The following is a 25,005-nucleotide window of genomic DNA, read 5'->3' as shown; positions in this document are numbered from 1 at the left end:
AAAGGCAAGTGCGCAAAAGTGGCGCTGGTGGCGTGCATGCGGGTGCTGCTGATCCGGCTTAACGCCATGCTGCGCGAGGGCACAGCATGGCGGACGTAATTAACTGGGCAAGACAGTTGCTGCTACGGGTTGTCGCGTTTTTACGCACGCAGGGGTGCGACAGTTTGAAGCGGAAACCGGTTTCAAATTGGCCGATTTGGCATATCATGGGCGCCTCTCCACCCCCTTATGAAAGATGGTCATGACCGGCCTTAAAGAACAACTAGAAACAAGCGGCATGCTGCTGATCAATGATCTGCATGCTTTTGATTTTGTCCTGGACGCGGGCGAACTGCGCATCGAATGCATGGATGGGCGCGAGCTCAAGCGCTGGCGCTTCACCGCCGAGCAACTGGCGGCGGCGCGCTTCGATGATGCGCAACAGTCCTGGGAAATCAGCAACGACACCGGCAGCTATCAACTAGTCTGCCTCAGTGGTTTCTCTGCAACGGATGAGGATGACGAACAGGAATAAGTGTTCCTGGCGTCCAACTTCTGAATATGACCGGGGTCTCTGCTTCAGGACCCGTCGAGGATAAAACTACAATGAAACGCCATCTCCTGCCCTTGCTGCTCGCCAGTGGTATTACCGTGCTCTCTTCCCACGCCATGGCCGCCAGCGGCTATGACCTGTTGGTGGGCACCTACACCAACAACACCAGCGAAGGTATCTACCGCTACCACTTCGACAGCGCCACTGGCCAGCTCAGCGCCAAGCCGCTGGCCGTGACCAAGGCCGAGAACCCGTCCTGGCTGACCATCAGCAAGGACCAGAAGCACCTGTTCGCCGTGAACGAAAACGGCCCGGACTCGGCTCACGACAAGGTCGGCAAGGTCAGCGCCTTCAAGATCGACCCCAAGACCCACGACCTCACCCTGATCAACCAGGTCGAGACCAAGGGTGAAGACCCGACGTTCTCCAGCCTGGCCAAGGGTGAGAAGCACCTGTTCGTCGCCAACTATTCGGTGCACCCGGACCCTAACGGCAGCCTGTCGGTGTTCGGCGTGGGCGCCGATGGCACCCTGAGCGAACTGGTGCAGCAGGAAAGCCACGACGCAGCCTCCAAGGTAGTCGCCGAGCGCCAGGGCAGCGACCACGTGCACTCGGTGGTGTCCAGCCCCGACGGCCGTTTCGTGTATGTGCAGGACCTGGGCGCCGACCAGGTGTTCGTCTACCACTACGACGCCGCCAACAAGGCCAAGCCGCTGACCGCCGCTTCGCCAGCCGCCGTGCAGCTGCCAGCGGGCAGCGGCCCGCGCCACCTGCTGTTCAGCGCCGATGGCAAGCACGCCTACCTGACCACCGAAATGAGCGGCCAGGTATTCGTGTTCGACGTCAAGGCTGGCAACCTGGTGCAGAAGCAGGCCGTGAACCTGGCCGCCGCTGACGCCGATGCTGCCCACAAGGCCACCGCTGCGCTGCACTTCTCGGCTGATGGCAAGTTCTTCTACGTCACCAACCGTGGCCAGGCCAGCGAGATCCTGGTGTTCGGTATCGACAAGGCCAGCGGCGAGCTGAAGGAAGTACAGCGCCGCTCGGTGGAAGGCATCGAACCGCGTGAGTTCACCATCGACCCAAGCGGCAAGTTCGTGCTGATCGCCAACCAGAAGAGTAACCAGATCGTGGTGGTCAAGCGTGACCCGGCCACCGGCAAGCTCGGCGACACCGTGCAGAAGCTCGACATCGATTCGCCATCGGATGTGAAATTCCTGCGCTGATTCACCAAAGCCCCCGTGAAAGCGGGGGTTTTGCTTTGCGGTGCCCGACGACGAGCGGCACCATCGCCCCGCCTTCCACCATCTAACCTCCCTGTTCGGCCTGCGCAGCGTGCGCATGCCTTCTGCACAATGGAGGTGACACATGGCTCTGTTTACCCTCAAAGACGGCACCCAACTGTTCTACAAGGACTGGGGCACCGGGCAACCCATCGTGTTCCACCACGGCTGGCCGTTGAGCGCCGACGACTGGGACGCGCAGATGCTGTTCTTCCTGCACCAGGGCTATCGCGTCATCGCCCACGACCGCCGCGGCCACGGCCGTTCCACCCAGACCGCCAGCGGCAACGAGATGGACACCTACGCCAGCGACGTCGCGCAACTGGTGGCGCACCTGGACCTGAAAAACGCCATTCACGTCGGCCACTCCACCGGCGGTGGCGAGGTGGCACGCTACGTGGCCCGGCATGGCGCGGGCAGGGTGGCCAAGGCCGTGCTGATCGGCGCGGTGCCGCCCATCATGGTCAAGTCGGCCAGCAACCCAGGCGGCCTGCCCATTGAAGTGTTCGACGGCTTCCGCAGCGCCCTGGCCGCCAACCGCGCGCAGTTCTACAAGGAAGTGCCGGTGCCGTTCTACGGCTACAACCGCGAAGGTGCCGACGTCTCCGAAGGGGTGAAGGACAACTGGTGGCGCCAGGGCATGATGGGCGGCACCAAGGCCCACTACGACTGCATCAAGGCCTTCTCGGAGACCGACTTTACCGAAGACCTCCAGCAGATCACCGTGCCGGTGCTGGTGCTGCATGGCGACGACGACCAGATAGTGCCCATCGCCGACTCGGCCGAGCTGTCGATCAAACTGCTGAGCCGTGGTGCGTTGAAGGTCTACAAGGGCTATCCGCATGGCATGTGCACCACCCATGCCGATGTGATCAACCAGGACCTGCTGGCATTTTTCAAGGCCTGACGTAACCTGCGCTGGCCCCGCCAACATCAGCGAATACGGGGCCCGGCGCAGCATGGCCGCCAGCTTGATAGGGCAAGCAGCTGTTTTTAAAGAAAAAATTTCACACCAGGGCTTCACAGATCGATATTTTGCTGGTAAATTGCGCGCCATACCCAACGAGCACTAAGCAACATGCTCGTCGCAACACCTACAGGGGCGTCGCCAAGCGGTAAGGCAGCAGGTTTTGATCCTGCCATGCGTTGGTTCGAATCCAGCCGCCCCTGCCATTTTTCTTCCAGTATTTGAATTCTTTTTCTCCCAAGTGCATGAGCATTGTGGGGGATTTGTCGTGCCTGGAATTCTTTGTCGATGAGTGTCCATGCTTGGCCGCCCCCGTAGCAGCTGCCGCAGGCGGCGTCCGGGTTCACCGCGGCGTGCCTGAAAAAGCGCGGCGCCTTGGACGCGGCCTGCGGCCGCTGCTACGGTGAGGCCGCCCGATATCAATCCCAATGATATCCGCTACCACCCCAATGAATTTCTACCCGCGGCACCCCAGGCGTAAGTTTGACCCATGGCCTCACCGGCCCCAGCCAAACCACCCTATTCGAGGTACGCCGCCATGAACTTCAATCTCTTCTCCGTGATCGCCGCTTCCGCTGTTTCCGCCACCGTGGCGCTGCCAGCCCACGCCAGCGTGCAGGTGACCGAACGCAAGGCTGCGGTCAGCAGCTACACCCAGCAGTACCTGCAGAAAAGCGCCAACTTCTATGCCGCCCTGGACCACAAGATCCAGCACTGAGCACGCCTGAGCAAACCCGCCCGGCCAGCGGCGGGTTGCTAGCCAACAGCTACAATCAAGAAAACCGATAACCTTCATTGATGTTTGTCACTGGTTTTCGGCCCGGCAATACCTGATCCTGTCAGCCTGAGTTCTTTGCCACGGAGCCTTCATCATGGCCAGTGCCATTCTGTCTTCTGCCCGTCACGGTGCCTACCTTGCCATCGGCCTGTATGCAGCGGTGATGCTGGCGGCCACCATTGCCACGCAGTTTGTCGTCGGCGGCTGATGCTCACCGGGCCATGATGGCCTTGAACAACGCAGACTCGATGATGCCCTCGACCCACGCGCGTACGCGCGGGTAGGGCGCCTGCCCGAACCAGTCCGGGTCCACGCCGCGGAATTGGCGGATGAAGGGCGCGATGGCGATGTCAGCCAGACTCAAGCGCTCACCTGCCAGCCACTGGCTTTCCAGCAAGCGTGCTTCCAGCACCTGCAGGAACGCGCAGCCCTGTTCCCGGTAAAACACCATGGGGTGTTCGGGGTAGCGGTCGGCGTACTTGTAGCGGTTCAGCGCCTGTTTGAATGGGCCGTCGTTGCAGGCGATCAGGTCATCGCCATCGCTTTCAAGCCAGCCATCCGGGTCGTTGTGTGCCAGGGCCCAGCGCATGATATCCAGGCTCTCGTCGATCACCCGGTCCGCCAGCACCAGCACCGGCACCGTGCCCTTGGGCGACGCCGCCAGCATGTCCGCCGGCTTGGCCTTCAGGCTCACCTCGCGAATTTCCACCGGCACGCCGCTGTAGCGCAGGGCCATGCGCGCCCGCATGGCGTAAGGGCAGCGGCGGAACGAATACAAAATCATCCCGTCACCTCGACGCTGCTGAGGCCGTTGCCCTGGCGCTTGACCTGGATCTGCACCGGGATGCGTTCATGCATTTCCTGCACATGGGAGATCACCGCCACCTTGCGGCCCTGGGCCTGCAGCCCGTCGAGGGCGTCCATGGCCAGTTGCAGGGACTCGGGGTCGAGGCTGCCGAAGCCTTCGTCGATGAACAGCGACTCGATGCGCAAGGTGCTGGAGGCCATCGACGCCAGGCCCAGGGCCAGCGCCAGGGATACCAGGAAGGTCTCGCCCCCCGACAGCGAATGCACCGAGCGCAGTTCGTCGCCCATTTCCGTGTCCAGCACCAGCAGGCCGAGCATGCTGCCGCCGCGCTTGAGGCGGTAGCGGCGCACCAGCTGGCGCAGTTGGGCGTTGGCGTGATGCACCAGCAGGTCGAGGTTGTAGGCCTGGGCCAGCTTGCGGAATTTTTCCCCTTCGGCCGAGCCGATCAGCGCGGCCAGCCGGCCCCAGCGCTGGAACTCGGCGTAGGCCTGCTCAATGCGCGCCTGCAGTTCGCCGTGGGCAGTCAGGCGGCGCTGGTCCTCGACCTGGCGGGCGCGCAGCTCGGCGCAGGTTTCCTCGCAGGCGGCGCACTGTTGTTGCGCGCTGACCAGGCTGGCGTCCAGCTCATCGAAGGCGGCAGCACCGTTGGCCTGGGCCTGGGCCTGGTGCGCTTGCAGCTGGCGCTCGCGTTCCTGCAGGCGCACCCGCGCTTCTTCCATGGCCTTGTCGGCCTGGTTCAAGCGCTGGCGCAGCTGGCTGACCTGCTGTTCATCCATGGCCAGCAGCGCGGCCAGGCCGTGGTCGTCCAGCTGCGGATGCTGCTGGCGCCAGGCGTCGAGGGTGGTTTTCAACGCTGCCAGGGCGGCGTCGAGCTGCTGTTGGCGCTGCTGGTCGGCCTTCAGTTCGCTGGCCAGTTGCACGGCCTGGTTATTGGCGTCCTGCAGGTGGGTGGCGGCAGTGCTGTCCGTGGCGCGGGCCTGATGCACGGCCTGTTCCAGCACGGTTTGCCAGGCGGTGGCGTTGCCATGCTGGCCGAGCAGCGCAAGCAGGCGTTCGCTGATGCCCTGGCGTTGCCGGGTGAATTGCGCAAGACCTTCGGCCTGTGCCTGGGCTGCCTGTTCGCGGCCCTGTTGCAGCAGGCGTTCGTGTTCCAGGCGCTGGCGGCGCTCGTCGTGCTCCTGCTGTTCCTCGCGCTGCTGTTCGAGTTGCTGCAGGCGCTGGCTGACGCTGTTGTCCAGGGCCATGAAGGTGGCGGCAGGGGTGTGCAGCAGGCCGTCGAGGTCGCTGGCCGGCAGCACGCTGGCGAACGCTTGCAGTTCTTCTTCCAGGCGCTGCTGGTCGTTGTGCAGGTGCTGGCTTTGCTCGGCCAGCTGGCGGCTGGCGTCCTGGCTGGCCTGCTGCGCTTGCTGCAGTTGCTGTTGTTGGGCACCAGCCTGTTGCTGCAGGTTGAGCAGCGCGGTTTGCTGTTGCTCTTCGGCCTGGATGCGCTGGTGGGCCGCCTGCTGCTGTTGTTCCAGCCACGGGCCTGGCTGCTCGGCTTCGCTCAGCGCTGCGTACAGCGGATGAGCTTCCAGCAGCGGTTGCACGGTGCCCAGCTGGCTTTGCAGCTGTTCCTCCTGCTGCTTGAACTGCGCCTGCTGGTCGCGCAGGGCGATGACTTCGACGCGCAGCTCGGCCAGGCGCGCGGCCAGTTTTTCCACCACCAGGCGGGCGTTGCGCTCTTCGCTGTCATCGTGCCCCGCCAGCGCCTGCAACAGCGCTTCGGGCTGATGCCAGGGGTGCTCGGCGCTGCCGCACACCGGGCAGGGTTGATTGGCTTGCAGCTGCGCGCGCAACTCTTCGATGCTGGCGCTGCGGGCCAGGCGCTGGCGGTTGAGCAGGGCGACAGTGACGTCCAGTTGCTGCACGGCGGCCTCGTGTTCGCCCTTGAGTTGCAGGCCTTCGCGGGTGCGCGCCTCGCGCTGCTCGGTGGCAACGCGGGCCTGTTCGCCCAGGCTGTGTTGGCGTTCCTGCAGCTCCTGCTGACGCTGCCAGTGCCGGTGCAGGTCCTCGACGCTGCGCAGCTGTTGGCGGCTGTCGTGCAGGTGGACGGTGAGGGCGCTGACGCGGTCGGCCAGTTCGTGGGGGGCGCAGCCAGCCTGCTGGTACAGCGCGTCCAACGCCTGTTGCCGCGTGGCCAGTTGTGCCTGGCTGGCGCTGGCACGCTGTTCCAGCGCCGGCAATTCCTCGCGGCCCTTGAGCAGGCGTGCGCTGAGGGTCAGCGCCTGTTGCAGGCGCGGGCGCCATACTGGCCAGGCGTCGGCCAGCGGGGCCAGGCCAGTGCTTTGGGCCAACTGCTCGGTCATTTGGGCAAGGCGGGTAGTGCTGGCCTGCTGGCCTTGTTCCAGCCGCTGAATGGCCGCCTGCCCTTGGTCGCGGGCGTTTTCGGCCGCCTGCGCGGCCTGCTGCAAGGGCGCAGCCTGTTCATCCAGGCGCGCCAGGTGGCTTTGTTCGTCGAAGGCCTGGCGCAAGGCAGGCGCGGCGTCGGCCTGGGCGGCCAGGGCGGCGGTGAGTGCCGCCTGGGCCTGTTCGCGGCCCTGCTGCAGTTGCGCCTGGCGCGCGTGCAGTTGCTCGGTGGCCTGCTGGTGGCCGGCAATGCGCGTCGCCAGCGGCTGCAGTTCGCCCGTCAGTTCTGCCTGACGGCTGAACAGGTGGCGCTGGGGCGCCAGGGTGTCCAGGCGCGCCAGGGTGTCGCGGCTGTCGGCCAAGGCTTGCGCCTGTTGCTCGGCCTGTTGCAGTTGCTCGCTGGCGGCGTGTTGTTCGCCGTGCAGGCGCTGGCCTTCCAGGTGCCATTGGCGCTGCTGTTCCAGCTGTTTCAGGCGCGCCTGTTCGGTGCGCAGCAGGCCCAGGGCGGTGGTGTATTCCAGGTCCAGGGCTTCGCGGGCCTCGGCGGCCAGCGGCGCGATGCCGCCCGCCTGGTCCTGCAGCTGTTTGTGGGCGTCGCGGGCGTCGCGGCTTTTCTCGAAGGCGCGCTTGCCCAGGCGCGTGTACAGCGCCGTGTCGGTGAGCTTTTCCAGCAGCTCGCTGCGCTCGTTGTCGTCGGCTTTCAGGAAGGCGCTGAACTCGCTCTGGGCCAGCAGCACGGCGCGGGTGAACTGTTCGAAATTCAGGCCCAGGCAGCCTTCCAGCAAGCTCTTGTATTCGCCTTTCTGGCTGGCCAGCAGTTGGTCGTTGTCCAGGTCGCGCAGGCTCTGGCGGCTGGCCTGCAGCTTGCCGCCGGCCTTGTCGCGCGCGCGGTTGGCTTCCCAGCGGGCGCGGTAGCGGCGGCCGTCGATGCCGACGAAATCCACCTCGGCAAAGCCTGCGCCGGTGCCGCGGCGCAGCAGGGTGCGCGGGTCGCCGGTGTTGATCTCGCCGTCGGCGTCCGGCACCTTGGCGTCGCGGCCGGTCTTGCCCAGCCGCGGCACGGCGCCGAACAGTGCCAGGCACAGGGCGTCCAGCAGGGTACTCTTGCCGGCGCCGGTGGGCCCGGTGATGGCGAACAGGCCGGCGCTGGCCAAGGGCTCGGCGGTGAAGTCCAGTTCGAATGGGCCAGCCAGCGATGCCAGGTTCTTCAGGCGAATGGCGAGGATCTTCATGGCTGTTCTCCCGCCAGTTGCACTTCCTGCAGCAGCAGGGCGAAGTCATCCAGGGTGGCGCTGTCCACCTCGCTGCCGTAGTTGTCCAGCCAGGCGCGGCTGAACAGCTCCTGGGGGCTGAGCTGGTCCAGCTCGATCAATGGCGCGTCGCCGTCATCGGCGCCACGGCTGCCGGCGTATTCGGCGCCGATGCGCACCAGGCGCACGGCCTTGTTCTGCAGCGCAGTCTCGATCTGCTGGCGCAGGTCGGGCTGCGGTTCGTCGAGTACCACCCGCACCTCCAGCCAGGGCTGGTGGGTAAGGTCGGCCAGCAGGTCCACCTCGTTCAGGTCAGCCAGCTTCGCCAGCACGTCAGCAATGGGCGCCGGGCCGATACGCAGCAGGTCCACGGCGCGGGGGATGAGCAGCGGTTCAACGCTGAGCAGCTGTTCGCCCTCACAGCGGATTTCTAGAATCTGGTGTGGGTAGTCGATCTCGGAAAACGACAGCGGGATCGGCGAGCCGCTGTAGCGGATGCGCGTTTCGCCGTTGACCTGCTGCGGCTTGTGCAAATGCCCAAGGGCCACGTAAGTGATGCTCTCGCCGAACAGGCTGGCGGGCAGGGCCTCGGCGCTGCCGATGATCAGGCTGCGCTCCGAGTCCACCGACACCGAACCGCCGGCCATGTGCGCGTGGCTGACCGCGATCAGCGCCTGGCCTGGCTGGCGCTTGGCTTCGGCGGCGGCGATCAGGCGTTCGTGCACGTGGGCGATGCCCTTCAGGTAGTCGTCGCCCAGGGTAGCGCCGGTGACTTCGGCCGGGCGCAGGAAGGGCAGCGCCAGGCACCAGCCGGCAACCTCGCCGTTGGCGCCGGGCAGCGGGATCAGCAGGCGCTCGCTGTCCAGTTGGCCGTCGTCCAGCCACACCACGCGGCCCAGGGCATGGGTGCGCAGCCGGCGCATCAGTGGCGCCGGCAGCTCGATGCGCGAGCCGGAGTCGTGGTTGCCGGCAATCATCACGATGGTCAGCGCCGGCTGTTGCTCATGGGCGTTGACGATGAAGTCGTACAGGCGCTCCTGGGCTTTCACCGGTGGGTTGACGGTGTCGAAGATATCGCCGGCAATCAGCAGCACGTCCGGCCGGCGCTCGCCCAGGCGGGCCAGCAGCCAGTCGAGGAAACAGGCGTGTTCGAAGTCGCGGTCCTGGCCATGCAGGCTCTGGCCCAGGTGCCAGTCGGAGGTGTGAAACAGGTGCATCGCAAATTCCTTGGCAGGCCCTGCCCGTGGGGCAGGGGCTGGCTATTTGGGGTAGAGCGGCGGCAGCGCGCCGTTGTCGCCGACCGGCGCCTGCACGGCTTCGCTGGCCGGAATGGTGCCGATGGCGCGCCACAGCTCCTGGCCTTGCCAGTGCTGGCCGCTTTCGCTGTACAGCGCGCCGTTCAGGCCATCCAGTGCGTCGGACAGCGGCACGAAGCGCGCGGCCATGTCGGCCAGGGTCTCGGGCTGCTGCCGCGCCCAGGCGTCCAGCGCCTGGCGGGTAGCCTGCGGGTCGTTGGCCAGGCAGGCGCGCTTGAGGTCATCGAGCAGCGTGCGTGGGCTGGGGCCGGTCTGCGCGGCGCGCGCCACGGCAGGTTGCGAGCGGGCGCGCCACCACAGCACGAAGCCGGCCAGGGTGGTCAGCGCCAGCACCAGAGTGCTCAGTTGCCATGGCCACAGCAGCGGCGCGGTGCCGGTGCTCGCGGCCGGGGTGTCGACGGTCAGGGTCGGGTTCTGCGCCACCTGCAGGGTGCGGGCGGGCAGGCTGGTGTGGTCCAGGTGGTCTTCCTGGGTGTTCCACCAGGTCAGGTCGATGGCCGGGACCTCGATGGCACCGTCGCGCGCCGGCACCAGCGCCTCGCGCTCGTCACGGCTGCCCTCCAGGCCGCGTTCGTTCACCTGGTTGTTCAGCTGCGGCTGGTCGGGGTAGCGGCGCAGGGCGATGTTGTCGGTGCCCGGCAGCGGTGGCAGTTGCGCGGCAGACAGGCCCTCGGCTTTCAGGCTGAGGGTGCGGGTCATCGAGTCGCCCACCTGCAGGTGGTCGGGCTCGGGGTTCCAGCTTTCGCTCAGGGTCAGGCTGCGCGCCGGTAGCCAGGGGGCGTCGGTGGGGTAACTGGCCGGCTTGGGCTTGACCGTCAGGTCCAGCTGCGCCGAGGTCACGTGGACCATTTTGCCAGGGTGCGGGTTGCTGCTGTCCTGGCCGGCCGGTGCCGGTTCGACTTCGGTGGCGCTGAACGTCAGCGCCGGAATCTGCAGGCTGCCGCTGTGCTGCGGGTAAATGGCGTAGCGGCTTTCGATGACGCCATGGCGAATGCCGTTGATGAGCTTTTCGTAGGTGCGGGTATCGCCCACCGGTTCGATGCGCGCGTCGGCCACCTGCAGCGGCGTCAGGTTGCTGTCGTCGTACAGCGCCACCGAGTGGTAGACGCGCACGGTCAGCACGGCCTGGGCCTGCACATAGACGCTGTTGGTGTCCAGGCTGGCCTCGATCGACACCGGCGCCTCGGTATTGGCGTCCGGCGCCTGGCTGGCCAGCACCTGCACGCTGATGGCGTCGCTGTGCAGGTCGCCCACTTGCAGCGACGGAATGTTCAAGGTGCCGGCGCGGCGCGGCGCCAGGGTAATCAGCCAGCGGGTGGTGGCCTCGCTGTCGCCGCCCAGGGTGCGCAGTTGGTTGACCTGGCGGGTGTCACGCACCTCGAAGGCTGCGTCCAGGGCAGTCAGGTCGGGCTTGCCGAACTGGGTGACGTCACTGGTTTCCAGGGTCAGCACCAGGGTCTCGCCCACGGCCAGGCGTGCGCGGTCGACGCTGGCGGTGAGCGCGGCGGCGTGGGCCTGGCTGGCCAGCACGGCGAGCAACAGGGTGAGGGGCAGGACGCTTGCGCGACTCATCGGGTCTTTTCCTGATGTTGTTGCTGTTCATACCAGAATTTGCGCCGCAGCAGTTCCGACGGGTTGTCGGGAATTTGCCGCAGCCATTGCTCCAGGGCCTGGCGCTGCTCGTCGTTGAGGTCGCCGTCGGCCGGTGGCGGCGGGGCGAATATCGGCGTCTGCGCATCGGGCGTCTGGGTGGTGGCAGCCGTGCTGTCGGTGTCGCCCTGGGCGGTGTTGTTGCCGGCCTTGGCCTGGTCCTGGGGTTGATCGTGTTCGGTGTTGGGCGCTTGCTGGGCGTTTTGCGCCTGCTGCGCGGCGGCATCGGATTGGGCGTTCTGCGCAGGCGCGGTGCTGGCCTGGGTGTTGGCGGCATCGCGGGCGGCCTGTGCGGCGGCGTCAGCGGCGGCCTGGGCCTTGCGTTGCTGTTCGTGCAGCAATTGTTCTACCAGCGCCTTGTTGCGCAGCGCCGGGGCCAGGTCGGCCTGGCGTTCCAGCGCCTGGTCGTAGGCGTCCAGCGCCGCTTCCAGCTCGCCGCCCCTGGCCAGCGCGTTGCCGCGGTTATAGTGGTCCTGGGCCTCGTTACCCTGGGCAAAGCGCTGGGCTGCGGCTGCGTAGTCGCCGGCACGGTACAGGGCGATACCCTGCCATTGCGGGTCTTCGAAATGCTGCGCGGCCTCGGCCGGGCGCTGTTGTTGCAGCAAGCGCTGGCCTTGCTGGTCGGGGCGCAGCCACAGGTCGTCCCAGCTGGCGGCGAAGCTGTGCTGCGGCAGGCACAGCAGCAGCGGCAGGCAGAACAGCCAGCCGCGGCGCCCGGCGCAGGCGGCCAGCAGCAACAGCGGTAGCAGCAGCCAGTAACCCTGGTCGGCCCAGCTGTCCAGTTGCACAGTCTGGCCAGTGCTGCGCAGGCTCAGCGGGCCGTCGAGCAGGCCCAGTTCGCCGAGGTCGTCGTCTTCCAGATGAGCCTGGCGGTACAGGCCACCGACTTCGCCGGCGAAGGTCTTCAAACCGATATTGTCCAGGCGCGGCAACAGGATGGCGCCCTGGGCATCCTTGAGGTATTCGCCCTGTTCGTCGCGCACCGGCGCGCCGTCGCGGGTGCCAATGCCCAGGATCAGCAGGCGCGGGGCGTCGCGGCCCAGGCGCTGGACGATGCCGTCGCGCTCGGCGTCGCTGAGCGATGAGCCGATCAACAGCAGGCGGCCCTGGCCCAGGCCGGCCTGATGCAGCAGAGTCAGGGCCTTCTCCACGGCCAGGTCGGCGCGGTGGCCGCTTTGCGGCATGATCGCAGGCTTTACCGCGTCCAGCAGGTTGCGGCTGGTGGCCAGGTCATCGGACAGCGGCACCAGCACGTGGGCGGAGCCGGCATAGACGACGATTGCGGTCTGCGCGTCGCGGCGCGCCTGCAGCAGGTCGAGCAGCTTGCGCCGCGCCTGTTCCAGGCGGCTGGGGGCGACGTCGGTGGCAAGCATGTCCGGGGTCAGTTCCAGCATGACCACCAGCGGGTCCGCCGGCTTCTGGCTGGTCTGCTCCACCCGCTGCCAACTGGGGCCCAGCAGCGCCAAAGCGGCCAGTAGCCAGGCCAGGCCGAGGGCTATCCATGGGGTCTTGCTGCCGCGCCCGTGGGCTCCGCTCAGCAGAATGGCGTGGAATGCTGGCGGCAGCAGTACCTGCCAGCGCCCGGCGCGTTTTTCCCGGTGCCAGACTTTCCACAGCAGCCAAGCCAGTACGGGCAGCAGCAGTAGCCAGGCGGGGCGGAACCAGTGGGGCCACAGGCTGATCATCGGCGCCTCCGCAGGCGCAGCCGCTTGAGCCGTTCGCGCCAGTCGCTGCTGGCCGGCAGGAAGTGGCGGCGCGCCAACAGGCGCTGCCAGCGGGCGTCCGGCCATTGCTCGCGCACCACCAACAGCAGGCTCATCAGCAGCGCGGCCGCCAGCGGCCAGCTGTACAGCGCCTGGGTAGGGCGGGCCTGGGTGGGCTGCTGGGTCACCGGCTCCAGGCGGTCGAGGCTGGCGCCGATGGTTTTCAGCTGCTCGCCGTCCCTGGCGCGGAAATACTGGCCGCCGGTGAGGCGGGCAATTTCGGTGAGGCTGGCTTCGTCCAGGTCCATGCTCGCGTTGATGCCCAGCATGCCCAGGGCGCCGTCTTCGGACGGGTCGGCGCCGATGCCGATGGTGTAGATTTTCACGTGTTCCTCGGCCGCCAGTTTCGCTGCGGTCAGGGGGTGGATCTCGCCGCCGTTGTTGGCGCCGTCGGTGACCAGGATCAGCACCCGGCTCTGCGCCGGGCGCATGCGCAGGCGCTTCACCGCCAGGCCGATGGCGTCGCCAATGGCGGTGTTCTTGCCGGCGATGCCGATGCGTGCCTCGTCCAGCCAGGTGCGTACGGTGTGGCGGTCGAAGGTCAGCGGCGCCTGCAGGTAGGCCTGGCTGCCGAACAGGATCAGGCCCACGCGGTCGCCCTTGCGGTTTTCCAGGAAGTTGCCGAGCAGGCGCTTGACCAGGGTCAGGCGGCTGACGTCGTCACCCTCCCAGTGCATGTCGGGGTAGTCCATGGAGCCGGAAACGTCCACCGCCACCAGCAGGTCGCGGCCGCTGGCGGCGATGGGCAGCGGCTGGCCCAGCCACTGCGGGCGGGCGGCGGCGCCCAGCAGCAACAGCCACAACAGCACGAAGGGCGCCTGCTGGCGCCAGGTGGGCAGGCTCATGCGGGCGCGGCGCTTGGCCAGGCCTTCCAGCTCGTCGAGGAAGCTGACTTTCAGCGCCGGCTCACCGCTGTCGGCCACCGGCAGCAGGGCGCGCAGCACCCAGGGCAGCGGCGCCAGCAGGAAAATCCATGGCCAGGCGAACTCAAACATGTTTGCGGATCCAGGTCTCGACCGACTGGTTCAGGCCCTTGATGGCCTTGTCGTCGAGTTTGCATTCGGGCTTGTAGGCGCCTTCCACCAGCACCATCCAGCGCGTCAGGCCGGCGGCCGGGCAGCGGTTGTCGAGGAACGCCAGCCACTGCCGGCCGTTGAGGGTATGGCTGTGGGCGTTGGGGTAGTGGTTGCGGCACAGGCGCTTGAGCAGCGCGTTGATCTGCTGCAGCCATGCGCCGGCCGGCGCGCCGTCGTAGGGCTTGGGCAGGCGTGCCAGTTCGTCCAGGGCGTTCTGGCGCACCGGGTCCAGCGGCTGTTCCACCGGGGCGGCAGCCTTGCGTTTGGGCAGCAAGCGGCGCAGGCGCCACAGGCCCCAGCCCAGCAGGGGCAGCAAGGCCAGCAGCAGCCACCAGCCCGGGGCCGGTGGCCACAGGCCGGCGGGCGGCGGGGTAATCAGCGGTTGCAGGTCGTCCAGGCTGCTCATTGGCTTTTACCCGGTTTGTGCGGGTTCAGGTATTCGCGCAGCTGTTCGATCATCTCGCTCTGGGTGCTCAGGGGCATCATCAGTATTCGCAGCTTCTGCGCCAGGCGCTCCCAACGGGCGATGCGTGCCTCGCCCTGGGCGCGGTAGGCCTGGCGCAGCTCGGGGTTCAGGGTGTCGAGCTCCAGCTGCGCGCCACGCTGGGCGAAGCGCAGCAGGCCGGCGGCGGGCAGGGCGTGGTCCAGCGGGTCGGACAGCGGCAGCAACAGCAGGTCGCAGTGGCGCGACAGCAGGCTGAGCTGTTGTTCGGCGGCGCTGCTCAGCGCGCGCTCGTCGCAGATGATGAACGCCAGGCTGCCGGGGCGCAGCACCTCGCGGGCGCGGCGCAGGGCCATGCTCAAGGCTTCGTCGTCGTGGCGGCTGTCGGTGTGCAGCGACTGGTTGACCCGCACCAGGCGGTTCAGCAGCTGCAGCAGGCTCTGCTTGCTGCGCCGCGGCTTGACCTCGTAATACTCGCCATCGCCGTACACCAGGCCGCCAATGCGGTCGTTGTGGCCCAGCGCGGCCCAGCCGATCAGGGCGGCGGCCTGGGCGGCCAGCACCGACTTGAACATCAGCCCCGAGCCGAAGAACAGCCGCTGGCTTTGCTCGACGAGGATGTAGATGGGCCGTTCGCGCTCTTCGTGGAACAGCTTGGTGTGCGGCTCCTGGGTGCGCGCGGTCACCCGCCAGTCAATGCTGCGCACGTCGTCGCCGGCCTGGTACACGCGCACCTGGTCGAAGTCCACGCCGCGGCCGCGCAGCTTGGAATGGTGCAGGCCGATCAGCGGGCTGCGCTGGCCGGGGGTGGAGAACAGCTGCACCTCGCGCACGCGGTGGCGCATTTCTATCAGCTCGGCGAGGCTGATGCGGGTGCCGGGTGCGGTAGGCGCGGGGACGGACATGTCGATCAAGCGACGGCGACGACGTCGAGGATGCGCTGTATCACCCGGTCCTGGTCGATGCCGGCGGCTTCCGCCTCGAACGACAGGATGATGCGGTGGCGCAGCACGTCGAACAGCACCGCCTGGATATCCTCGGGGCTGACAAAGTCACGCCCTGCCAACCAGGCGTGGGCGCGCGCGCAGCGGTCCAGGGCAATGGAGCCACGCGGGCTGGCACCGTAGGCGATCCATTCGGCCATTTCCGGGTCGAATTTGCTCGGGGTGCGGGTGGCCATCACCAGTTGCACCAGGTATTCCTCCACGGCGTCGGCCATGTACAACCCGAGGATTTCCTTGCGCGCGGCAAAAATGGCCTGCTGGCTGACCCGCCGTTCTGGCTTGGTCTCGCCGTTCAGGGCCTCGCCGCGTGCCTGCTGGAGAATGCGGCGTTCGACGGCGGCGTCAGGAAAGCCGATTTTCACGTGCATCAGGAAACGGTCGAGCTGGGCTTCGGGCAGCGGGTAGGTGCCTTCCTGCTCGATGGGGTTCTGCGTGGCCATCACCAGGAACAGCGGCGACAGCTCGTAGGTGCTGCGCCCCACGCTGACCTGGCGCTCGGCCATGGCCTCCAGCAGCGCCGACTGCACCTTGGCCGGGGCACGATTGATTTCGTCGGCCAGCACCAGGTTGTGGAAGATCGGCCCCTGCTGGAACACGAAGCTGCCGGTTTCCGGGCGGTAGATCTCTGTGCCGGTGATGTCGGCGGGCAACAGGTCGGGGGTGAACTGGATGCGGTGGAACTGCGCCTCGATGCCTTCCGCCAGTTCCTTGATGGCCTTGGTCTTGGCCAGCCCAGGCGCGCCTTCGACCAGCATGTGGCCGTCAGCCAGCAGCACGATCAGCAGGCGGTCGATCAGTTTTTCCTGGCCGAGGATCTGGGTGGAGAGAAAGGTTCGCAGCGCGATCAGCGCTTCACGATGTTCCATCGATGAAGGTTCCTGGAGAAGGTGACCGGTGCGTCAAGATAACGCCCGGGCCGGGGGCATTACTTTAATCTATCCGGGCCTTGCAGGACTAACGCTGGCGGTAAAATCTTTGTGGGCCCGGACGCGGCCTGCGGCCGCTGCTACAGGTCAGCGCGCGCAGGGCCGGGCTAGTGCCGCTCGCGTTCGTAATTGTCCAGGGTATCGCTGGCAATCAGCCGGCCCAGCTCGATCAGCTCCGGCGCCTTGTAGAATTCGAAGAACCGGCACACCCGCTTGGGCACGTTGATGAGGATGTCCGGCGGGTAGCCGGCAATCTTGTACTGTGCCAGCGAGGTTTGCATCACTTCGAAACTCTGGTTGATCAGGTCCAGCAGCGACGCCGGGCCCACGTTATCGACGATGATCGACCCCGTGGCAGAGCTGGGCGCGCCATCCTTTTCGGGCGCGGCGGCCGGCTGCTGGGCGTTGGGCGACGCCGCGTCGGCGAGCCACGGGTTGGGCAGAATCGCGGCGGCGGGCTTCAGGGTTTCCTGCTCCAGTTGCAGCAAGGCCTCGGCCTGCTTGCGCCGGAACGGCAGGTGCGAGCCCAGGGAGCTGAGCAGCGCGTTGAAACGCTGCTTGAACGCCGCCGGCCGTTCGATCACCGGCAGCTGGTATTGCCTCTGGTTGGTGGAGTTCAAGTTCACCGCAATGATCAGGTCGCAGTGGCTGGACACCACCGGCACGATGGGCAGCGGGTTGAGGATGCCGCCGTCCACCAGCATGCGGTTGCCCTGGATGACCGGCGTGAACAGGCTGGGGATCGCCGCCGAGGCGCGCATGGCCTGGTGCAGGCAGCCTTCCTGGAACCAGATTTCCTGCTGGTTGGTGAGGTCGGTGGCCACCGCCGTGTAGGGAATGCGCAGATCCTCGATGTTCAGTTCGCCGACAATCTTGCGAATCTGCCCGAACACCTTCTCGCCGCGAATGGCCCCCAGGCGGAAGCTCACGTCCACCAGGCGCAACACGTCGAGGTAGTCCAGGCTCTCGATCCAGTTGCGGTATTCGTCCAGCTTGCCGGCGGCGTAGATGCCGCCCACCACTGCGCCCATGGAACAGCCGGCCACACAGCCGATTTCGTAGCCCCGGCGCTCGATTTCCTCGATCACGCCAATGTGCGCATACCCCCGGGCGCCGCCCGAGCCCAGTACCAGTGCGACGCGCTTCTTCATGCTGGAGCCCCCCGGAGCGTGGCGTTGCTTGGTGGCTTCACAATGCGCCATTGGGTGGGGGCGGGACAAGGGTGGGGCGGGGGAGTTTTGGTTTTTTGTTGGGCGCCATGTAGGGCAATTCGCTTTCCGCAGAAGGGAATATCCGGGAAATGGACCGGGTTATTCTGGTGAAAAGGTTTCAGACCAATGAATGCGGGGCGTTCTGGCCTGCATGGGTAGCCGAACCATGAAATGTAGGGGTTGTATGGCGTGATTGCCGTCTCTAATCTTCTCTGCGCCGCAACGCATTGCGGCCGGGTTTGACGGCCTGTTTATCCTTCTGAAGAAAAGCAGTAACACCTGTTGCTTGCCAGCGAATCCGTTCGCCTGGGCAAACCACAATGGTTGCTGTGCGCGAGGCACGTTTACGTGCGCCGGGTATTCTTCAGGAGCCGGTCCGTCACCCTGCGTACAGCTCCATTTCTACATGGAGATTTAAATGAACAACCACGACACCCCATGCACCGAACACGTCCCCTTCGGCAAATCCGAACAGGACGGCCACTATCTGTTCGCCATCCAGGCGGGTATCCCCTTGCTCGAAGCGCTGGAGCAAGCGGCCTTGGCCATGCAATGCGCCACGGCCATCAATGAAGAGTTGGCCTTGGGCGAATTCCACGATGACCGTCGCCTGCGTTGGGCGGCTGTGCGCCTGGGGGAGTGGAGCGCAGCGCTGGTGGATGCATCCATTCAAGGCCTGCTCGCACACCGCTCCGGCGCCGAGCACTAAGCTGGCGTAGCCGCTGCCGGCAGGCTGCGCTGGCCTTCATGTGCGCTGGAGATCTTCAGCGGGGCATAGGGCCAGCGCAGCCTTCGGCAGCGGCTACGGTGCGAACCTTTCAGGCCATGGCGCGTTGCAACGAATGTGGGAGCGGGCTCTGCCCGCGAAGCGCCGCGCGGGCGGCGCTCGATCTCAAGAGCGGCAAGGCAGCATTGGCTGGCACGTGGAGGCCGTGACGCGGTCGCCTTTAGGAACCTTCGAAGAACGCCCGGTGCGCCTGCCGTGAAACCGCGTCATGGCTCAAAGATGCACGCCTTGGTTTTTCCATGGCTCTTCAGATCGAGCGCCGCCCGCGCGGCGCGACGCAGCCTGGCGGCAGCATCTACATTTGTAGCAACGTGCCATGGCCTGATGGATAGGCGTTGCCAGCCTTGTGTTCGGCATCAAGGCTGCGTGGGGGCATCGCTCAACCGGCAAGGCGTCCGAGCGGCTCAAGAGCCCTATTGCTCGTGGCAATGACTTTCAGGAAGTGCTTTTGATTTTCAGACATCTCACCTGCCAGCTTGCGAGCCTCGGTCTGGAAGCGAGCAATCATTTCCACCTTCGATTTTGCTGTGCTCTTTTTCATGGCGCGATGATGCCTGACTACGCTCGATCGAAATGTCAGGCTTATCCCCCCACCCACGCAGGAAATTTCCCAAATGCGGAAATATTCCCCCTGCCTCCCCCCACCCTCAACACCACGCTGGCTTCCAAGGCCCTGCTACGCTACTTTCACGGCACTTTTTCCCTGGCCCAGCGTCTGAGCCAGCATCCAATATCGTATTTTTTCGAGGTGTCACCCCATGAAAGCCTGGATCTGCGTGCCGTTGTTTGCGTTGGCTCTGACAGGTTGTGCCGGCAAGACCGCCTACCGCGACACCTGTGCCACGCAGCTGGATGCCGCCTGGCATGAGCTGGACCTGGCCAAGGCCGAAGGTTTTGCCGGCACCGTCAGTTATTCCAAGGCGTTGTCGCTGTTGACCGGCGCCAAGACCCAGCAGCAGTTCGAAGCCTTTGACGGCTGCACCGAGAAGGCCGAGAAGGCGCGCTTCTACATTCGCGAGTCGCGCGCGGGGCGTTGACCGGTGCGTTAGCCGCAGGTTTCGGCCGGTTCGATACGGAGGAGTTGCATGATGCACAGCCAGTTATCCGCCTGCCTGGAAGCCGTGAACGAGGTGCTGTTGGGCAAGCAGCACCAGGTGCGCCTGGCCCTGACGTGCCTGATTGCCGGGGGGCACTTGCTGATCGAGGACTTGCCCGGCATGGGCAAGACCACCCTCAGCCACACCTTGGCCAAGGTGATGGGCCTGCGTTTTCAGCGCATTCAATTCACCTCCGACCTGCTGCCCAGCGACATCCTCGGCACCTCGGTATTTGACAAGGACAGCGGCCAGTTCGTCTTCCACCCCGGGCCGATTTTCGCCGAGCTGGTGCTGGCCGACGAGATCAACCGCGCCACGCCCAAGAGCCAGAGCGCGTTGCTTGAGGCCATGGAGGAAGGCCAGGTGACCATCGAGGGCGCCACCCGGCCGCTGCCGCAACCCTTCTTCGTCATCGCTACCCAGAACCCCACCAGCCAGGGCGGCACCTTTGCCTTGCCCGAGTCGCAGCTGGATCGTTTCCTGATGCGCCTGTCCCTGGGTTACCCGGCCAAGGCGGCGGAAAAGGCCCTGCTGCTTGGCGAGTCGCGCCGCGAGTTGCTGCCGCGCATGGCGGCGGTGCTCGACCATGAGGAGTTGGCCGTGCTGCAACAGCAGGCCCGCGAGGTGCGGGTCAGCGACGCGCTGGTGGACTATGTGCTGCGCCTGGTGGAAGCCACCCGTACGCAGCCGCAGTTTGCCTGGGGCCTGTCGCCGCGGGCGAGCCTGGCGCTGCTGGCCGCGGCGCGCGCCTGGGCGTTGCTGCTGGGGCGCGACTACGTGATACCTGAAGATGTGCAGGCGGTGCTGCCGTCGGTGGTCAGCCACCGCCTGCGCGAGCGCGCCGACCCCACCGGGCAAGGGGGTGGCGCGTTGGTGCAGTGGCTGCTCAAAGAGGTGGCGGCGCTGTGATCGGCCGCCTGCGCCAGGGCCTGCAGCATTGGCAGGCACGCCGCTCGCCGGTGGCAGCGCAGGTGCAGTTGGGGCAGCGGCAGATCTACATCATGCCCGACCGCAGCGGCGCCGCGTTCGGCGTGGTGCTGCTGCTGATTCTGTTGGCGGCCATCAACTACCAGAACAGCATGGCCTATGCGCTGGTGTTCCTGCTGGGCTCGGTGTTCGTGGTGGCGATACTGCACACCTTTCGCAACCTCAGCGGCCTGCGCATCAGTGGCGCCGGCACGCCGGCGGTGTTTGCCGGGGAGCACGCGCGCTTCGTGCTGCGCCTGGAAAGCGTCAACCGCGAACACCAGGCCATTGCCGTGGGCTGGTCGGCCAGCGAAGCGCAAAGCGTCGACATTGCCGCGCGCACCGCGCTGGAACTGGAACTGAACCTGCCGACGGTGGCGCGCGGCTGGCTGCCAGCACCGCGCATCCGCCTGCAAAGCACCTTCCCCCTGGGCGTGCTGCGCGCCTGGAGCTACTGCAACCTGGGCCAACAGGTGCTGGTGTACCCACGCCCGCTGGAAGGCGAATTGCCGGTGATGGCCAGCGACCTGCAGGACATCGAGGGTGAAGGCCAGCGCGTGGCCGGGCAGGGCGTGGATGACTACCAAGGGCTCAAGGCCTACCAGCCCGGTGACTCCTGGCGGCGGCTGCACTGGAAGGCCTATTCGCGTGGTGCGCAACTGCTGGTGAAAGAGTTCGCCGACCTGCGCGGCCGCGACCTGTGCCTGGATTTCATGGCCCTGGGCGGCGACGTCGAGCAACGCCTGTCACGGCTGTGCCACTGGGTGCTGGCCCTGTCCCGCGAGCAACGGCCGTTTGCCCTGCGCCTGCCGGGGCTGTACCTGCCGGTGGAGTGCAGTGACGGCCACCGCGAGGCCTGCCTGCGGGCGCTGGCGCTGTACGGGCGGGCGGCATGAGCCAGGCACCGGCCATTCCGCGCATCAGCCTGGTGTGGCTGTTGCTGGCGCAGTGCCTGGTGATTGTGCCGTTCCTGCCCCATGTGCCGCCGTGGATGATTGGCCTGTGGCTGGGCTGCACCCTGTGGCGCGTGCAGATTTTCCGCATGCGCGCAGCGTTCCCGGGCTTGCTGCTGAAGGTCGGCATCGTGGTGGCCACTGCCGCCGGGGTGTTCCTGTCCCGGGGTGTGCTGATCGGCCTGGACGCGGCGGCTACCCTGCTGGTGGCAACCTTCCTGCTGAAAGTGGTGGAGATGCGCACCTCGCGCGACGCCCGGGTGCTGATTTACCTGGGGTTCTTCTGCGTGGTGGTGGCCTATTTGTACGACGCCAGCCTGCCGTGGGCGCTGTACAGCGTGCTGCCGGTGACGGCGCTGCTCACGGCCATGATCGGCCTGCAGCAGACCCGCCTGGTGGCGCGGCCGCTGGCCACCCTGCGGCTGGCGCTGACCATCGTCGTTCAGGCGGTGCCATTGATGCTGCTGTTCTTTGTGTTTTTTCCGCGCCTGGAGCCGCTGTGGTCGTTGCCCATACTCAGCAACAAGGCCCAGACCGGGCTGGCGGAGAGCATGACCCCCGGCGATGTCGCCGAGCTGGGCCGCTCGCCGCAGCTGGTGATGCAGGTCAGTTTCGACGGGCCCATGCCGGCGCGCCAGGCCCTGTACTGGCGGGCGTTTACCCTGGAGCGCTTCGACGGCGCGCGCTGGAGCCAGTCGGAGCTGTCGCGCGGGCTGCCCGTGGCGGCCTGGCAGCCCACGGGCGCACAGATGCGCTACCGCATCATCCAGCAACCGCTGGGCGGGGGCTGGCTTTACGGGCTGGACGCAGCGCGCACCGACCTGCCCGGCGTGCGGCAGATGGCCGACTTCCGCCTGCAACGCCTGCAGCCCCTCGACCGCCCGCTGTTGTATGAAGTGGCCTCGTCGCCGCAGGCCGTCCGCGACCCGCAATTGAGCGAGCCGATGCGCCGCCAGGACCTGCGCCTACCCACCGGCGGTGACCCGCGCAGCCGCCAGTGGGCCCATGAGCTGCAAGCCCGCTACGCCCAGCCCGACGCGCTGGTGCAGGCCATGCTGCAGCGTTTCCGTGACGAGGACTATCATTACACCCTGAAGCCGCCGGCGTTGGGCGGCGACAGCATCGACAGCTTCCTGTTCGATAGCCGTCGTGGCTTCTGCGCCCACTACGCCGGCGCCATGACCTTCGTGCTGCGCGCCGCCGGCATTCCGGCACGCATGGTGGTGGGGTACCAGGGCGGTGAGCTGAACCCCGCCGGCCACTACCTTACCCTGCGCCAGTACGATGCCCATGCCTGGGTCGAGTACTGGCAGACAGGGCAGGGTTGGCGCAGCGTGGACCCTACGGCGGCGGTGTCGCCGCAGCGCATTGAGTCGGGGCCTGCGGAGGCGCTGGCGGCCGATGAGGAATTCATGGGCGATGCGCCGTTCTCGCCCCTGCGGCTGCGGCGGTTTGCCTGGGTCAACGACGTGCTGATGGGCTGGGATAATCTCAACTATGGCTGGCAGCGCTGGGTGCTGGACTACCAGGCGGCGCAGCAGCTGGACTTTCTCAACCGCTGGTTCAAGGACCTGGCCAGTTCGGTGTTGCCGGCAGGTTTGCTGGTGATGCTGGCGCTATTGGCTATCGTGCTGCTAAAGCCCTGGCAACGGGCGGCCGATAGTCAGTTGCGGGTTTACCAGGCGTTCGAGGCACTGCTGGCACGCCATGGTCTGGTGCGCGCCACCGGCGAGGGCGCCGAGGCGTTCGCCAGGCGTGCGGCGCGCCAACTGGGCGCCCAGGCGGCGGCCATCGAAGCCTTCAGTCAAACCTTCATCGGCCAGCGTTATGGTGGCCAACCGCTGGACGTTGCGGTGTTGCGTCAACAATTCAAAGCAGTGCGTGCCAGCCTTGAGGGCTTGCACCCTGCAGCGGTTCGGGAGTCGTTGTAATGTCGAAAATGCTCGATGAAGTCATTGCCCACCTGCTGGGCCTGGAAATACGCCTGCTGGCGTGCCAGGCGCGGCTGCAGGCCGAGACCGACACAGAGGCGCTGCATGCCCTGCGCACCACCGTGCGCCGCTTGCGCAGCCTGATCCGGCCATTGCGTGGCCTGCCGGGGGTAGACCAACTGGAAGAGGCGGCCAAGGCCGTGGGCCAGTTGACCACGCCGCACCGCGACCGCGAAGTGCTGGCGGCGCACCTGCACAAGCGCGGCCACCATGACCTGGCCCAGGTGCGCGTGGCGCAGATGCGCGGGGTGTTTCCCGCCGTGGCCGCCAGCGCCGAGTTGGGGCGCCTGATTCGTATCCTCGACGGCTTCCCGCGGTTTGCCCGCGCGGCCCAGCGCCAGAAGCTGGTTGGCAACCTGCGCGGGCGCATTGAAAAGCGCCTGGCCAAGCAGTGGCGCCAGCTTGAACATGCCCTCAAAGACCCTGGCCACGACCGCCATCGCCTGCGCCTGCTGATCAAGCGCGCGCGGTATGGCGCCGAGGCCTACCCGGCGCTGGACAAGGCCGACGAAAAACTGGTCAAGCGCCTGAAGCAGGCCCAGGGCGCGCTGGGTGACTGGCATGACAACTGGCAGTGGCTGTTGCAGGTGGAACAGCAACCCGACCTGCTGCCGTGCCTGCATGAGTGGCAGGCGGGGTTGCTCAAGGGCGAACAGCGCAGCGACCTGGCGTTGGACAAACTGCTGGCTGCGATGGGCCATTAAGCCGTACAAATGGCCGAAACAGCGCCTGCCGCCACGGCGCCCGCTGGTTAACATCGAGCTTTTGCGTTCCGTGCCGAGGTGCCCATGAAATTTGCCGAACTGCTTGCCGCCGTGCGCCAGCACCCCCAGGCCGTGACCCTGCCCGGCGAGTGGGCCCAGGGCCGCGCCGGTTATGGCGGGTTGATGGCGGCGTTGCTGTTCGAAGCCCTGCAGGCCAAGGTCGCGCCTGGCCAACCGGTGCGTTCGCTGGCCATCACCTTCGTCGCCCCCGCGCCGTTGCAGGCGCCCATCAGCTTTGAAGTGGAAGTGCTGCGCGAGGGCAAATCCGTGGTCACCCTGCTGGGCCGCGCCGTGGCCGAGGGCGGCACCGTAACCCTGATGCAGGCCAGCTTCGGCGCCCCGCGCGAATCGGCTATCAGCGTGCCGGCGGTGCCGGCCGTGGCGCTTAAACCGCTGGCGGAGACTACTGCGCTGCCCTATATCCAGGGCGTTACCCCCGAGTACATTCGCCACCTGGACCTGCGTTGGGGCATCGGCGGGCTGCCGTTCACCAACAGCCCGGGGCGGCAGATGGGCGGGTGGGTGCGCCTGCGCGACGAGCCGGTGGCTGAACCCGTCAGTGTCGCCCACCTGCTGGCGCTGGTAGACGCCTGGCCGCCGGCCGTGCTGCCGCACCTGAGTAAACCGGCGCCGGGCAGCACCCTGAGCTGGACCATCGAGTTCGTTCAGCCGGTGGCCCAACTGACCACCCAGGACTGGTGCCGTTATTGCGCGACCATCGAGCACGCCCGCGATGGCTACGGGCATACGTCGGCGATGCTGTGGACCGCGCAAGGGGAGTTGCTTGCCATGAGCCGGCAGACCGTGACGGTGTTCGGTTGACCGGCAAGCGCCTCACGCCTTGCGCAGGCCCCACCCGGCAATCACGCCGATAACGCCTACGGCCACGGCAGGGAAGCTGCCGTTCACCACACCCAGGGCAACCAGCACGCCACCGAGCGCGATCAGCGGCAAACCGATCAACTCGGCGGTGTGGTCGACGCTGTTGTGCCAGTGAAAGTGGGGCAGGTACTTGCTCATGATGCTCTCCTCGATGCGCTACGTTGCTGCTTGAGG

The 25,005-nt window shown here is 66.6% G+C and carries 23 protein-coding genes, 1 tRNA gene and 1 pseudogene; 13 read left to right on the top strand and 12 right to left on the bottom strand.

Features of this window, described 5'->3' with window-relative positions:
- The 6 genes and pseudogenes from AC0SZ7_RS22105 to AC0SZ7_RS22080 all read left to right on the top strand — a co-directional run.
- Positions 1-99 (top strand): annotated as a pseudogene (locus tag AC0SZ7_RS22105) (IS110 family transposase); the annotation flags it as partial.
- A gap of 142 nt (positions 100-241) precedes the next feature.
- Complete coding sequence (locus tag AC0SZ7_RS22100; protein ID WP_475506359.1) at positions 242-514, top strand: DUF5629 family protein; 273 nt, start codon at positions 242-244, stop codon at positions 512-514.
- Between the two features lie 71 nt (positions 515-585).
- Complete coding sequence (locus tag AC0SZ7_RS22095; protein WP_475506358.1) at positions 586-1,758, top strand: lactonase family protein; 1,173 nt, start codon at positions 586-588, stop codon at positions 1,756-1,758.
- Positions 1,759-1,900: 142 nt separating this feature from the next.
- The gene (locus AC0SZ7_RS22090) at positions 1,901-2,722 is read left to right on the top strand and encodes an alpha/beta fold hydrolase (protein ID WP_475506357.1); all 822 of its coding nucleotides are present in this window, start codon (positions 1,901-1,903) and stop codon (positions 2,720-2,722) included.
- Positions 2,723-2,913: 191 nt separating this feature from the next.
- Positions 2,914-2,988, top strand: a tRNA-Gln gene (locus AC0SZ7_RS22085).
- Positions 2,989-3,320: 332 nt separating this feature from the next.
- Positions 3,321-3,500, top strand: coding sequence for a hypothetical protein (locus tag AC0SZ7_RS22080; RefSeq protein ID WP_416423189.1), 180 nt, complete (start codon positions 3,321-3,323; stop codon positions 3,498-3,500).
- Between the two features lie 271 nt (positions 3,501-3,771).
- Here AC0SZ7_RS22080 and AC0SZ7_RS22075 read toward each other — a convergent pair whose 3' ends face one another.
- The 10 genes from AC0SZ7_RS22075 to AC0SZ7_RS22030 form a co-directional block, all read right to left on the bottom strand.
- Complete coding sequence (locus AC0SZ7_RS22075) at positions 3,772-4,344, bottom strand: glutathione S-transferase (protein ID WP_475506356.1); 573 nt, start codon at positions 4,342-4,344, stop codon at positions 3,772-3,774.
- Positions 4,341-7,985, bottom strand: coding sequence for an AAA family ATPase (locus AC0SZ7_RS22070; RefSeq protein ID WP_475506355.1), 3,645 nt, complete (start codon positions 7,983-7,985; stop codon positions 4,341-4,343). Before AC0SZ7_RS22070 ends, AC0SZ7_RS22075 begins: the two co-directional genes overlap by 4 nt.
- Positions 7,982-9,220 (bottom strand): exonuclease SbcCD subunit D, encoded by a 1,239-nt coding sequence (locus tag AC0SZ7_RS22065; protein ID WP_475506354.1) that lies wholly within the window; start codon positions 9,218-9,220, stop codon positions 7,982-7,984. The genes AC0SZ7_RS22070 and AC0SZ7_RS22065 overlap by 4 nt, the downstream gene beginning before the upstream one ends.
- A gap of 42 nt (positions 9,221-9,262) precedes the next feature.
- A complete protein-coding gene (locus AC0SZ7_RS22060; RefSeq protein ID WP_475506353.1) occupies positions 9,263-10,891 on the bottom strand; it encodes a BatD family protein in 1,629 nt (542 codons plus the stop codon).
- A complete protein-coding gene (locus tag AC0SZ7_RS22055; protein WP_475506352.1) occupies positions 10,888-12,654 on the bottom strand; it encodes a vWA domain-containing protein in 1,767 nt (588 codons plus the stop codon). The genes AC0SZ7_RS22060 and AC0SZ7_RS22055 overlap by 4 nt, the downstream gene beginning before the upstream one ends.
- Complete coding sequence (locus AC0SZ7_RS22050; protein ID WP_475506351.1) at positions 12,651-13,727, bottom strand: vWA domain-containing protein; 1,077 nt, start codon at positions 13,725-13,727, stop codon at positions 12,651-12,653. Before AC0SZ7_RS22050 ends, AC0SZ7_RS22055 begins: the two co-directional genes overlap by 4 nt.
- A complete protein-coding gene (locus AC0SZ7_RS22045; protein WP_475506350.1) occupies positions 13,720-14,214 on the bottom strand; it encodes a DUF4381 domain-containing protein in 495 nt (164 codons plus the stop codon). The genes AC0SZ7_RS22050 and AC0SZ7_RS22045 overlap by 8 nt, the downstream gene beginning before the upstream one ends.
- Positions 14,211-15,155, bottom strand: coding sequence for a DUF58 domain-containing protein (locus AC0SZ7_RS22040; RefSeq protein WP_416423197.1), 945 nt, complete (start codon positions 15,153-15,155; stop codon positions 14,211-14,213). Before AC0SZ7_RS22040 ends, AC0SZ7_RS22045 begins: the two co-directional genes overlap by 4 nt.
- Before the next feature lie 5 nt (positions 15,156-15,160).
- Positions 15,161-16,120, bottom strand: coding sequence for an AAA family ATPase (locus AC0SZ7_RS22035; RefSeq protein ID WP_027977521.1), 960 nt, complete (start codon positions 16,118-16,120; stop codon positions 15,161-15,163).
- A gap of 167 nt (positions 16,121-16,287) precedes the next feature.
- Positions 16,288-17,331, bottom strand: coding sequence for a patatin-like phospholipase family protein (locus AC0SZ7_RS22030; protein WP_475506349.1), 1,044 nt, complete (start codon positions 17,329-17,331; stop codon positions 16,288-16,290).
- Positions 17,332-17,809: 478 nt separating this feature from the next.
- Here AC0SZ7_RS22030 and AC0SZ7_RS22025 point away from each other — a divergent pair, with 478 nt between their 5' ends.
- A complete protein-coding gene (locus AC0SZ7_RS22025) occupies positions 17,810-18,100 on the top strand; it encodes a DUF3077 domain-containing protein (RefSeq protein WP_475506348.1) in 291 nt (96 codons plus the stop codon).
- A 457-nt stretch (positions 18,101-18,557) separates the two neighbouring features.
- On the opposite strand, the gene AC0SZ7_RS22020 is transcribed toward AC0SZ7_RS22025, so the two are convergent.
- The gene (locus AC0SZ7_RS22020; protein WP_475506347.1) at positions 18,558-18,719 is read right to left on the bottom strand and encodes a hypothetical protein; all 162 of its coding nucleotides are present in this window, start codon (positions 18,717-18,719) and stop codon (positions 18,558-18,560) included.
- A 217-nt stretch (positions 18,720-18,936) separates the two neighbouring features.
- Between AC0SZ7_RS22020 and AC0SZ7_RS22015 the strand changes: the two genes are divergently transcribed.
- From AC0SZ7_RS22015 to AC0SZ7_RS21990, 6 genes are all read left to right on the top strand, one after another.
- Positions 18,937-19,215, top strand: coding sequence for a hypothetical protein (locus tag AC0SZ7_RS22015; RefSeq protein ID WP_416423204.1), 279 nt, complete (start codon positions 18,937-18,939; stop codon positions 19,213-19,215).
- A gap of 51 nt (positions 19,216-19,266) precedes the next feature.
- Positions 19,267-20,184: an AAA family ATPase gene (locus AC0SZ7_RS22010; protein WP_416427561.1), complete on the top strand. Its 918-nt coding sequence runs from the start codon at positions 19,267-19,269 to the stop codon at positions 20,182-20,184.
- Positions 20,181-21,137 (top strand): DUF58 domain-containing protein, encoded by a 957-nt coding sequence (locus tag AC0SZ7_RS22005; protein WP_475506346.1) that lies wholly within the window; start codon positions 20,181-20,183, stop codon positions 21,135-21,137. Before AC0SZ7_RS22010 ends, AC0SZ7_RS22005 begins: the two co-directional genes overlap by 4 nt.
- Positions 21,134-23,125 carry a transglutaminase TgpA family protein gene (locus tag AC0SZ7_RS22000; protein ID WP_475506345.1) on the top strand — a complete coding sequence of 664 codons (1,992 nt, stop codon included), beginning with the start codon at positions 21,134-21,136 and terminating at the stop codon, positions 23,123-23,125. Before AC0SZ7_RS22005 ends, AC0SZ7_RS22000 begins: the two co-directional genes overlap by 4 nt.
- Positions 23,125-23,889: a CHAD domain-containing protein gene (locus AC0SZ7_RS21995; protein ID WP_475506344.1), complete on the top strand. Its 765-nt coding sequence runs from the start codon at positions 23,125-23,127 to the stop codon at positions 23,887-23,889. Before AC0SZ7_RS22000 ends, AC0SZ7_RS21995 begins: the two co-directional genes overlap by 1 nt.
- An 84-nt stretch (positions 23,890-23,973) precedes the next feature.
- The gene (locus tag AC0SZ7_RS21990; protein ID WP_475506343.1) at positions 23,974-24,771 is read left to right on the top strand and encodes an acyl-CoA thioesterase; all 798 of its coding nucleotides are present in this window, start codon (positions 23,974-23,976) and stop codon (positions 24,769-24,771) included.
- Positions 24,772-24,783: 12 nt separating this feature from the next.
- On the opposite strand, the gene AC0SZ7_RS21985 is transcribed toward AC0SZ7_RS21990, so the two are convergent.
- On the bottom strand, positions 24,784-24,969 hold the full coding sequence (locus tag AC0SZ7_RS21985; protein ID WP_475506342.1) for a hypothetical protein: 186 nt from the start codon (positions 24,967-24,969) through the stop codon (positions 24,784-24,786).
- Positions 24,970-25,005 lie beyond the last annotated feature (36 nt).

Source organism: Pseudomonas sp. JC1203, assembly GCF_056175065.1.
This window is presented reverse-complemented; position numbering and strand designations above follow the sequence as displayed.